Raw genomic sequence first — 11566 nt, 5'->3', positions numbered from 1 at the left:
ACCTACTGGTACTCGGTTATCGTCAGCGTGTAGCTCCCGCTCCCGCTGTAGGAGTCGACGAGGAGGTGGAGGGCCGTCGACGTGTCCGGGTCGTCGACGGTGATGGACTCCTGACTGTTCGTGGTCCACGACCGGTGGTCGTAGCTCGACGTGCTCGGACAGCTCTCCGTCCCCTCGTTCGCGTAGAGGTCGAAGTCGGCGTTCGACGGCCCGTCGAGTTCGACGACCACCTTGCTCGGCGAGGCGTAGGTGTACGCCCACGTCCAGCAGTCCTCGTCCCAGTAGCCCGACAGCGAGTCGTCGACGGACCCGGTGGTGGTCTCGCTGCTCCCGCCGTCGTCGCCGCCGCCACCGCCCGACCCGCTTCCGGGTTGCGTGGTGACGGCGTTGCCGGCGTCGACGCGGCCGCCCCCCTGTTCGTCGCTCGCGAGGCCGACGTCGACCGCCGTGGCCTTCAGGTGGTCGCGCAGTTCCGCGTTCGTCAGGTCCCACGCCGCGAGGGTGAGGCCCGCGACGCCCGCGACGACGGGCGTCGCCATCGAGGTGCCCGATATCTTGTCGTAGCCGTCGTCGGTCCACGTCGAGAGGACGTTCGTGCCGGGTGCGGCGAGTTCGATTTCGGAACCCACGTTGGAGTACGAGGCGAGGCTCTCGTCCGGGTCCAGCGCCGAGACGGCGAGGCACTCGCTGTAGGCGGCGGGGTAGGAGACCGGCTGGCCGTAGTCGTTGCCCGCGGCGGCGACGACGAGTGCGCCCTGATTGGTCGCGTAGGAGACGGCGTTCTTCATCGTGTTCGTGTAGCCGCCACCGCCCAGCGAGAGGTTGATGACGTCCGCGCCCTCGTCGGCCGCCCACTGGATGGCGTCGGCGATGTCGCTCGTGGACCCGGTGCCCTGTTCGGAGAGCGCCCGGCCCGCGAGGAGCGTGGAGTTGCCGATGCCGGAGACGCCCTCGCCGTTGTTCGTCTCGGCGGCGGCGATGCCCGCGACGTGGGTGCCGTGGTACTCGTCGGCCAGCACGTCGGGGTACGGGTCCGCGTCGTCGTCCACGAAGTCGTAGCCGGGGGCCGACCGGACGTTCCCGTCGAGGTCCGGGTGGTCGTACTTCACCCCGGCGTCGACGACGGCGACGGTGACCGAGGCGTCGCCGAACGTCGTGTCCCACGCCGTCGGCGCGTTCACCTGCTGGTCTGCGTACTGGTCGCCGTAGCGCGAGTCGTTCGGGACGACGAGGGTCTCGAAGGTGGCGTTCTGCTCGCGGTACTTGACGAAGTCGAACTTGTCGATGCGCTTTCGAGCCTTCCGTCTGGCCTTCTTCGACCCGTTCGAGAGGTCGATTGCGACGTACCGGAGGATGTCGTTGCGGTGCCGGAGGTCGACCGTGACGTCGTACTTCTTCTCCAGTTTCCGCTTCAGTTTCACCGCGCGCTTCTCCACTTTCTTCCCGTCGTTCGAGATGCCGACGAGCAGTTCGTCGGGCTTCGGGCCGGGGGTGCGCCCCGGCGTCGCCCCCGCGACTCCGGCGAGTCCTGCGGCCCCGGTGGCCCCTGCCAGTCGGAGGAACGTACGACGCGCGACCGTGTCCTTCTCTGTCATACGAATTAACCCACCACGAGTGTATATTTTAATCTTAGTATTTATATGATTGAATCAAGATTATTATGCGTCTCGAAACGGTCGTGGCGAACCACCACGGCTATGCCGGTCGGTCGGTCAGTGGTGGTATGCGCGGGTTGTTGCGGCGCGTCGTCGGCGGGTCCGCCCCGGGGGAACCACGGGTGGGCCTGTTCGTTGACGGCCCGAACGTCCTCCGCTCGGAGTTCGACGTGGACCTCGACGACGTCAGCGCGGTCGCCCGGTCGAGAGGGCAGGCCGCACTCGTCCGCCTCTACGTCGACGAGCACGCCACGCCGGGCCTGATTCAGGCGGCCGAGGCCCACGGCTTCGAGGTGTTCACCACCAGCGGGGACGTGGACGTGAAACTCGCCGTCGACGCCACCGAGGCCGTCGTCGCCGACGACATCGACGTCCTCGCCATCGCCTCCCGCGACATGGACTTCAAGCCCGTCCTGGAGACGGCGGCCCGCTACGGGGTCAAGACCCTCGCCATCGCCCCCGGGACGTACGGCCGGTCGGACGCCCTCCGGTCGGTCGCCCACGAGGCCGTCACCCTCGGGGAGTGAGTCGCCGGGGGGCGGGCGACTATCCCGCTGGCCCGAGTGGAGGGCGTATGGCCGACTACCGCCTCGGACTCCGCACCCTCGACGAGGAGGTCACGACCACCCTCCCGGTCGAGGGGTCCCTCCCGCCGTGGCTGTCGGGGACGCTGTTCGTGAACGGTCCCGGTCGCTTCGACGGCGGCGAGGACGCCCTGAACCACTGGTTCGACGGCCTCGCCATGCTCCGGCGCTTCGAAATCGAGGACGGCACCGTCGCGTACGCGAACCGCTTCCTCCGCAGCGAGGAGTACGAGCACGTCGTCTCGCGGAACCGCCTCGCACGCGGGCAGTTCGGGACGAACCCCGATCTGTCGCTGCGCGACCGCCTCGGGTGGTTGACGGGACCGACGCTGACCGACAACGCCTCCATCGGGGTGGACTGGGTCGGCGGCGAGTTCGTCGCCGTCACCGAGACGCCCCGGCAGGTCGCCTTCGACCCCGAGACGCTCGCCACCCGCGGGACCCGGACGTTCGCCGACGCCCTCGACGTGACCGGCACTCTCGGCCACCCACACTGGGACCCCGTCCGCGACGAGATGGTCAACGTCGGCGTGCGCTACGGCCCCCGGAGCGAGTACGTCCTCCACCGCCGGGACCGGGGGAGCGCGACCCGCGAGGAACTCGGGCGGGTCGGTGTGGACCGCCCCGCGTACTTCCACTCGTTCGCGCTCACGGAGCGATACGCCGTCCTCGCGGAACCGCCCCTCGTGCTCTCCCCGTGCGCGTTGCTGGCGGGTCGCCCGTTCGTCGAGTCCTTCGAGTGGGTCCCCGAGCGCGGGACCCGGTTCACCGTCTTCGACCGCCAGACGGGGCGGGTCGTCGCCCGCCCCGTCGCGGACCCGTTCTTCGTCTTCCACCACGCCAACGCCTACGAGGCGGGCGACACGCTCGTGGTGGACCTCGTGGCCTACGAGGACGCGAGCGCCGTCTCCGACCTCTCGCTGTCGAGACTGCGCGACCCGGACGCCGAACTCCCCGCTGGCGAGTTCCGGCGCTACCGCATCTCGCTCGGCGCGATGGGGGCCACCGTCGAGAGCGAGACGCTCCACCCCGGCCCGGTGGAGTTCCCGACCATCGACTACCGGGGTCACAACACCCGCCCCTACCGCTACGCCTACTTCGCGGGCAACCGAGAGCGCCCGCCCACGACGACGCAGGACCGCCTCCTGAAGGTGGACATCGAGGCGGGCGAGGAGGTGGCGTCGTGGGCCGAGTCGGGGTGTTATCCGGGCGAGGCGCTGTTCGTCCCCGACCCGGACGGGGCGGCCGAGGACGCGGGCGCGTTGCTCTCGGTCGTCCTCGATGCCGACGCCGAGCGGTCGTTCCTGCTGGTCCTCGACGCACGGACGCTGGACGGACTGGCGCGCGCACCGCTCCCGCACGCCCTCCCGTTCGGCTTCCACGGCCAGTTCGTCCGGGACCTCGCGGACCCGACGCGCTCGATGGCGTAGTCAGTCGGGGAGCGTCGTGAGTTCCGTCGAGTCGCACGCCGGGCAGGTGAGCGTCCCCTTCTCCGGCGACGCCACCTCGCGACGCGGGAAGCGCGCGCCGCACGCGCGACACTCCATCGTCGTGCCCGCCCCCGGTTCCGGTGGCTCGGCCCGGGGGAGGCTGGTGTCTTCCTCGAATCGACTCATCGCCGTGCTAACGTACCCCGCGACAATAAGCGCTGGGCAGGCCGACGGGTCGGACGCGACCGACTTTTGACCCGTGGCGGCCCACTCCCACCTATGCGACCGATACTCGACGACCACCTCCACCTCGACCCGGTCAACGGCCGCGGCGTCGACGCCGCGAAGGAGTTCGCCGACGCGGGCGGCACTCACCTGCTCGTGCTCAACAAGCCCTCGTGGCACTACGGCGTCGACGTCGAGGACGTCGAGGACTTCCGCGTCGCCTACGACCACACCCTCGACGTGGTCCGGGACTCGCAGGACGTCCTGCCCGGGCGGGCGTGGCCCGTCCTCGGCGTCCACCCGGCGCTCGTCTCGAAACTGGTCGAACGTGACTACACGCCCGAGGAGGCCCGCGACCTGATGTGCGCGGGCCTCGACGTGGCCGCCGCGTACGTCGCCGCGGGCGACGCCCTCGCCATCAAGTCCGGACGGCCCCACTACGACGTCGACAGCGAGGTGTGGGAGGCGTCGAACGCGGTGATGCGCCACGCCTTCGAACTGGGCGCGCGCGAGGAGTGTGCCGTCCAGTTGCACACGGAGGGCGGCGAGGACTTCACCGAGGTGGCGGAGTGGGCGGAGGACGCGGGGATGGAGCGCCGACACGTCGTCAAGCACTACGCGGCGGGGCGGTGTGTCGGGCCGACGCCGAGCGTCCTCGCCGACAAGGACGAGGTGAAACGGGCCGCCGAACGCGACGACCCGTTCATGCTGGAGACGGACTACATCGACGACCCGGACCGGCCGGGGGCCGTCCTCGGGCCGAAGACCGTCCCGCGCCGGACCCGCTGGCTCGAAGAGGAAGGCTACGAGGAGGCACTGGAACGGGCGCACGTCACCACCCCACGGATGGTGTACGGTATCGACACCCGGTCGTCTCTCAAGTAACGAAAAGGCATATCAGCGGTCGCTCGTACCTTCGGGTATGAGTACGCCGGAGGGCGAGTATTACACCGCAGAACGCTGGCAGAACTGGCTGGACAGGCTCGACGAGGAGAGCGTGGACTTAGAGGACGAGGACTCCGCGCGCCTCCGACTGAACCTGCAGGACGACGCGGTCATCGCGGTCGCGAAGATCGTCTCGGGGTACGAGGAGGGCGACCTCGAACAGGAGGCGGCCCTCGAGGAACTGGCGGGCGTCCGCGACATCGTCCTCTCGGACATCGAGGGACAGTTCGAGGACGAGGACACCGTCATGCTCGTCGACGCCGTCCAGACCTCGCTGGTCTGCGTCTTCTACGCCGCCGAGGAGTACGTCGCGGGCGGTCCCGTCGAGGAGGGCACCGTCGAGGCGTACGTCGAGGCGGCCGTCGACGCCGAGGACGAGGAGGACTTAGACGCCGCCCTCGGCTACTGCGCGCAGGCGGGTACCCTCATCATCGACGGCCACGACCTCGACATGGCCGTCGCCGAGGACATCGAGTACGGCCTCGTCGCGGAGTGGGTGAACGGCCTCGACAGCCTCTACGAGGCCATGCGCGACCCCGAGGTCGTCGAAGAAGAGGACGACGAGTAGCCCCCGGCACTACGTACATAGACGCGGGACTTTTTCGCCATCTGTCTCTTTCCAGGGGCAATGAGCTTCTGGGCCGACCGGCGCGGACAGTCGATGCAGATCGGGGCGATGCTCCTGTTCGGGATGGTTGTCGTCTCGATGGCGACCTATCAGGTGACGGTCGTCCCCGATCAGAACGCCGACGTGGAGTACAAGCACAACCAGCAGGTGCGCGACCAGCTACTTGAGGGCCGGGACGCCCTCCTCCGAACTGCGACGACCGGCACCTCGCAACCGGTGACCGTCGACCTCGGGACGCAGTTCCCCAGTCGGACGATGTTCGTCAACCCCCCGCCACCGTCCGGGACACTGGAGACGACCGAACTCGGGACCGTGACGATAACGAACGCGGAGGGGACGGGCGAGACGGCCGACTACTGGAACGGTGACGACAGGACCTTCACCACCAGCGGGTTCTCCTACACGCCGGACTACTCGGAGTTCCAGACGCCGCCGACGACCGTCTACGAGCACTTGGTGCTCTTCGACCGACTCTCGGACGGGACCGTCGTCCCGAAGACAGACCAGAACCTCATCGACGGTCGGCGGATCAACCTGGTGACCCTCGACGGGGAACTCTCGACCACGACGAGCGAGGCCGTCTCGCTCGACTTCCGGACGGCGACGACGTCGACGCGGACCATCGTCGTGGAGAACCGTGACCCCGCGCCCATCGTCCTCACGCTCCCGACGTCGCTCTCCGCCAAGCAATGGAAGGACATCCTCGCCGACGAGATGGACGCCGACGGCCACGTGAAGGTGGTCGAGAGCGGGGCGGACCCCGGAACGGTCGACATCCGACTCGACGGGGATGTGACCTACGAACTCCGCGTGTCGGAGGTCCACCTCGGGAGCGGGGCCGACGAGGAGCCCGCACAGTACGTGACGTCGGTCGGCGGGTCCACGAGCAACGCCGGCATCGGCGACCCGGCGACGCTCACCGTCGAGGTGCGCGATACGTACAATGCCCCGAAGTCGGGGGTCGATGTCACGTTCGAGGACACGAACGGGTTCGGCGTCTACACGGACGGTGACGGGAACTCGCTCGGGGAGGGGCCGGTGACGGTGACCACCGACGATGACGGGCGCGCGACGCTGACGTTCAGGAAGGCCGAACAGACCGGGACGGTGGCGGCGACAATCGACGGGGCGACTGGTGACGAGCCGAACCCGAAGAAGACGACGTTCACCTTCACGCGCGCCAGCGGGGACGGCGGTAGCCTCAACCCGCTGTCCGGCTTCGTGCTCCGGAGCACGAATACGACAGATGCGACGGTTACCATGACGTTCGAGAACACCGGGAACGACGACCGAACCGTCGAGGAGGCTCGCGTGAACTTCTACTACGCGTATAAATCGGGGACGAACACAGCGCCGACGACTGCCACCCTCGAAAAGGGCGACCCGTTGGTTAGCGGTGATACGATGACCATTGGCGGTGGATACGCGGATGCGGTACCGTTCTCTGTCGATTCTTGGGATTCTGATTCTGTCAACATCACGTTCTCCGGTGACGACTATGACTCCAACAACAACGCAGGGGGATTCTTCATCCTCTCCCTCAGGTTCGCGGACGGGACGACGTCGACGTATCTCGTCACTCACGAACTGAAAGCAACGGGTGTGGGAGGGAACAACGGCAACGGCTAGTCTTCGACGACCGTCGAACTCATCGTCGTCAAACACTTATACCCGACCGACCACCCTACGCCCATGACGAAAGTCGGCATCGACGCCATCGAGATACACACCGGGAAGCTCAGACTGGATCTCGCGAACACGTTCGCGCCCGCGAAGGGCGACGAACCGGAGAAGTACACGAAGGGACTGGGACTGGAGAACTCCTCGTTCCCCGACACCTACGAGGACATCGTGACGATGGGCGCGAACGCGGCCCGACGGCTGATGGAACGTCGCGACCTGACGCCACAGGACATCGGCCGCATCGACGTCGCCACGGAGAGCGCCTTCGACAACTCCAAGCCCGTCTCGACGTACATCGCGGGCTGTCTCGAACAGGTGTTCGACGGCGACTTCCACCACGCCAACAAGGGCGAACGGAAGTTCGCCTGTATCTCCGGCACGCAGAGCCTCGACGACGCCTACAACTGGATTCGGGCGGGTCGCAACCGGGGTCGGAGCGCGCTGGTCATCGCCACCGACACCGCCCTCTACGCTCGCGGTGACGCCGGCGAGGCGACGCAGGGCGCGGGGGCCGTCGCCATGCTCATCAGCGAGGATCCGGACCTCGTCGAACTCTCGACCGAACAGGGATACGGGAGCGCCGACGAGACGGACTTCCTCAAGCCCAACCAGCAGTTCCCGAGCGTCGACGGCAAGCGCTCGGTCCAGGTGTACCTCGCACGCATGCGCGAGGCGCTGGAGGACTTCGAGAGCGTCGCGGGCGACACCCACCCCGACGACTTCGAACTCATCCCGTTCCACACGCCGTTCCCGGGCATGGTTCGCAAGGCGGGCCTGCTCGGCTTCCGGCACATGATTCGCGACACGAACGTCGAGGAGGACCTCGCTGGCGACATCGGCCGCCAGCCCCGTCGCGAGGCCTTCGACAGCGACGATGCGTTCCTCGACGCCATCAGCGAGTACACCGACCGCCTGAAGGAGACCGACACCTACCGCGAGTGGTACGCCGAGACCATCGACCCCACCCTGAACATCGCCCGACAGGTGGGCAACTGGTACACCGGATCGGTCCACGTCGCCCGCGCCAGCGGCCTGAAACACGCCTACGAGAACGACGTCGACCTCACGGGCAAGCGACTGCTCGTCGGCTCCTACGGGAGCGGCGCGCAGGCCGAGATTCACGCCGAGACGGTCCAGGAGGGCTGGGAGGACGAGATAGCCGCCATCGACCTCGACGAACAGCTCGCCGCCCGCTACGACATCTCCTTCGAGGAGTACGAGCGCGTCCACGACGTCCACAACCACGACAAGCAGGCCGAGGACGCCGAGGAGTTCACCAACCCCGAAGACGAGTTCGTCTTCGACGGCTGGGGCCGCATGGGCGAGCGCAAGTACCGCTACGTCGAGTAATCGACCCCGCCACGCGCACGGTTTCTCCCGGCTCGGCGGCCGTCGAACCCCTCCCCCGGGGCGCGAATCGAGGGTATGATATGCGGCCTCTCGTAACGTAGCACTACCCGATGTCCAGCCACCGGACACCCCTCTCACCTATCCATGAGCAGTGATGACACCCCCGTCGGCAGCCCCTACGCGCCGCACACGCCGGAGGAGACGGCGGCGATGCTCGACGCCGTCGGCGTCGACAGCGAGGAGGACCTGTTCGACATCCCGGACGCCGTCCGGTTCGACGGCGAGTTCGGCATCGACGCCCGCGGGGAGCGGGCGACGCGCACCCACCTCGAGACGCTCCTGAAGCGCAACACCGACCTGACGGCGTTCCTCGGGCGGGGCCACTACGACCACTACGTCCCGTCGCTGGTCGACCACCTCTCCCAGCGCTCGGAGTTCCTGACGAGTTACACGCAGTACCAGCCGGAGGTGGCACAGGGCTTCCTGCAGGCGCTGTTCGAGTACCAGTCGATGCTCGTCGAACTCACCGGGCTGGAGGTCGCCAACTGCTCGATGTACGACGCCGCGACCGCCCTCGGGGAGGCGGCGACGCTCGCGAACCGCGTCCGCTCGGCCTCTGGGAACGTCGTCCTCGTCCCCGAACTGCTCCACGAGGGGCGACGGGGCACCCTCGAGAACTACGTCGCCGGGTCGGACCTCGACGTGGAGACGTACCCGATGGACGCCGCGAACGCCGACGTCGAGGCCATCCGCGACCGGATGGACGACGACGTGGTCATGCTGTACGCCGAGTCGCCCACCGTCCGCGGGACCATCGAGGAGAACCTCTCGGCCCTCGGGGGCCTCGCGGACGAGCACGACGCCATGTTCTGTCTCGGCACCGACGTCCTCGCGCTCTCGCTCCTGCAGGAACCCGCGAGCGTCGGCGCGGACGTGGTCGTCGGCGAGGCCGGGTCGCTCGGCCTCGGAACGGCCTACGGGATGGGCCTCGGCCTGTTCGCCTGCCGCGAGGAGTTCCTCCGACAGGTCCCCGGCCGACTCGTCGGGGCGAGCGAGGACGCACAGGGGCGACGCGCGTACACCCTCACGCTCCAGACGCGCGAACAGCACATCCGCCGGGAGCGCGCCACCTCCAACATCTGTACGAACCAGGCGTGGGTGGCCCTCCGGACGGCGATGCACGTCGCCTCCCTCGGCCCCGACGGCCTCGTCGAACTGGCGAACGACTGCGTGACGGGTGCGCGTGACCTCGCCGAGCGACTGGACGACGTGAAGGGCATCAAGGCCCCCGTCGACGACCGCCACCACTTCCGGGAGTTCGTCGCTCACACGGACCAGCCGGCGGCGGCGGTCGCCTCGGACCTGGAGACGGAGGGCTTCGCGGTGACGCCGGTCGGCGAACACGAGATTCAGGTCTGTACGACGGAGACGAACGCACATCGGCGCGATGCGCTGGTCGAAGCACTGGGGGAAGTCGCATGAACGCGAACACACGGTTCCCGCGTACTCGCGGACGTAGTCCGCTCGCACGGAACGCGGCGCGTAGCGCCGCGCGGACCACGGGGTGGTCCGCGTGATATACGACCAGGCACGCTGGGTCGACGACTCCGACGAGGTGTACGAACCGCTCCTGAACGAGAAGCACTCGAAGGAGGTCGAGGCCGATTCCGCCCTCCCCGACGACCTGACGCGCGACTCGCTCACCCTGCCGGACCTCTCGGAACCGGAACTGGCCCGCCACTACACGCGCCTCTCGCAGATGAACTACGGCGTCGAGTCGGGGCCGTTCCCGCTCGGGTCGTGTACGATGAAGTACAACCCGAAGTTCACCGAGGACGTGGCGGCCCACCCGAAGGCGGCCGTCCACCCCGACCGCTCGACGGAGAGCGTACAGGGTACCCTCGAACTGCTCTACAACCTGCAGGACTACCTCGGACGCATCGGTGGGATGGACGCCGTCACCCTCCAGCCACCGGCCGGTGCCGCGGGCGAGTTCGCGGGCATCCTCGTCGCGAAGGCCTACCACGAGGCGAACGGCGAGGACCGGAGCGAGGTCATCGTCCCCGACTCGGCGCACGGGACGAACTTCGCCAGCGCCGCCCTCGCGGGCTACGACGTGGTCGAACTCCCCGGCGCGGAGGACGGCCGGGTCGACGTCGAGGCCCTCGAAGCCGCCGTCGGCGAGGACACCGCCGCGCTGATGCTCACCAACCCGAACACGCTCGGCCTGTTCGAACGCGACATCGAGCACATCGCGGACGTGGTCCACGACGCGGGCGGACTGCTCTACTACGACGGCGCGAACCTGAACGCCCTGCTGGGCCGGGCGCGCCCCGGCGACATGGGCTTCGACATCATGCACTACAACGTCCACAAGACGTTCGCCACGCCCCACGGCGGCGGCGGCCCCGGCGCCGGACCCGTCGGCGTCACCGAGGAACTGGCCGAGTTCCTCCCCGACCCGCAGGTCGGCAAGACCAACGGGAAGTTCGAACTGTTCACGCCCGAACGGTCGGTCGGAAAGGTCCACGGCTACGGGGGCAACTGGCTGGTGCTGGTGAAGGCCTACGCGTACATCGCCCGTCTCGGCGACGCCGGCCTGTCGGACGCCAGCGCGAAGGCCGTTCTCAACGCCAACTACCTCGCCTCGCAGATCGACTACGACATCCCGTTCGGCCCGTTCCACCACGAGTTCGTCGCGAGCGCCGACATGGACGCGGCGGACGTGGCGAAGCGGATGCTCGACTACGGCGTCCACCCGCCGACGACGAAGTGGCCGGAGGCGGTGTCCGAGGCGCTGATGACCGAACCGACCGAAGTGGAGAACAAGCGCTCGCTCGACCAGTTGGCGACCGCGTTCGACCGCGTCGCCGCGGAGGACGAGGCCACTGTCGAGGCCGCCCCCGAACGCACCGCCGCCGGTCGCATCGACCAGGTGAGCGCCGCCCGGAACCCGCGGCTCTCGTGGCAGGCACTCGACGGGGCGGACGAGGAGTAAGGGTCCGCCGACGGGTGCATCCCGGTCGGCGACAGGTCCCGATTCGGGTCTGTTGCGGCCTGCAACCG

General features: G+C 68.4%; 10 protein-coding genes. 8 read left to right on the top strand and 2 right to left on the bottom strand.

All coding sequences use genetic code 11. The features are described from left to right. Positions 1 to 2 precede the first annotated feature (2 nt). On the bottom strand, positions 3 to 1595 hold the full coding sequence (locus tag NKG96_RS12620; RefSeq protein WP_254535307.1) for a S8 family peptidase: 1593 nt from the start codon (positions 1593 to 1595) through the stop codon (positions 3 to 5). Positions 1596 to 1723: 128 nt separating this feature from the next. On the opposite strand from NKG96_RS12620, the gene NKG96_RS12615 reads away from it, so the two are divergent. Next, positions 1724 to 2182 (top strand): NYN domain-containing protein, encoded by a 459-nt coding sequence (locus NKG96_RS12615; RefSeq protein WP_254535306.1) that lies wholly within the window; start codon positions 1724 to 1726, stop codon positions 2180 to 2182. Positions 2183 to 2229: 47 nt separating this feature from the next. After that, the gene (locus NKG96_RS12610) at positions 2230 to 3669 is read left to right on the top strand and encodes a carotenoid oxygenase family protein (protein ID WP_254535305.1); all 1440 of its coding nucleotides are present in this window, start codon (positions 2230 to 2232) and stop codon (positions 3667 to 3669) included. Here the strand turns inward: NKG96_RS12610 and NKG96_RS12605 are convergent, their stop codons facing one another. Continuing rightward, the gene (locus NKG96_RS12605) at positions 3670 to 3855 is read right to left on the bottom strand and encodes a hypothetical protein (protein ID WP_254535304.1); all 186 of its coding nucleotides are present in this window, start codon (positions 3853 to 3855) and stop codon (positions 3670 to 3672) included. 93 nt (positions 3856 to 3948) lie between these two features. On the opposite strand from NKG96_RS12605, the gene NKG96_RS12600 reads away from it, so the two are divergent. The 6 genes from NKG96_RS12600 (at position 3949) to gcvPB (ending at position 11498) form a co-directional block, all read left to right on the top strand. Then, the gene (locus NKG96_RS12600) at positions 3949 to 4779 is read left to right on the top strand and encodes a TatD family hydrolase (RefSeq protein ID WP_254535303.1); all 831 of its coding nucleotides are present in this window, start codon (positions 3949 to 3951) and stop codon (positions 4777 to 4779) included. A gap of 37 nt (positions 4780 to 4816) precedes the next feature. Next, on the top strand, positions 4817 to 5407 hold the full coding sequence (locus NKG96_RS12595; protein WP_254535302.1) for a DUF2150 family protein: 591 nt from the start codon (positions 4817 to 4819) through the stop codon (positions 5405 to 5407). A 60-nt stretch (positions 5408 to 5467) separates the two neighbouring features. Next, entirely contained in the window at positions 5468 to 7096 is a 1629-nt protein-coding gene (locus NKG96_RS12590; protein ID WP_254535301.1) for an Ig-like domain-containing protein, read from the top strand. Between the two features lie 63 nt (positions 7097 to 7159). Next, complete coding sequence (gene hmgB, locus NKG96_RS12585; RefSeq protein ID WP_254535300.1) at positions 7160 to 8500, top strand: hydroxymethylglutaryl-CoA synthase; 1341 nt, start codon at positions 7160 to 7162, stop codon at positions 8498 to 8500. A 144-nt stretch (positions 8501 to 8644) separates the two neighbouring features. After that, positions 8645 to 9982, top strand: coding sequence for an aminomethyl-transferring glycine dehydrogenase subunit GcvPA (gene gcvPA, locus NKG96_RS12580; protein WP_254535298.1), 1338 nt, complete (start codon positions 8645 to 8647; stop codon positions 9980 to 9982). Between the two features lie 91 nt (positions 9983 to 10073). Further along, positions 10074 to 11498: an aminomethyl-transferring glycine dehydrogenase subunit GcvPB gene (gene gcvPB, locus NKG96_RS12575; protein ID WP_254535297.1), complete on the top strand. Its 1425-nt coding sequence runs from the start codon at positions 10074 to 10076 to the stop codon at positions 11496 to 11498. Positions 11499 to 11566: the final 68 nt, after the last annotated feature.

Origin of the sequence: Halomarina litorea, assembly GCF_024227715.1 — an archaeon.
Taxonomy (GTDB): domain Archaea; phylum Halobacteriota; class Halobacteria; order Halobacteriales; family Haloarculaceae; genus Halomarina; species Halomarina litorea.
This window is presented reverse-complemented; position numbering and strand designations above follow the sequence as displayed.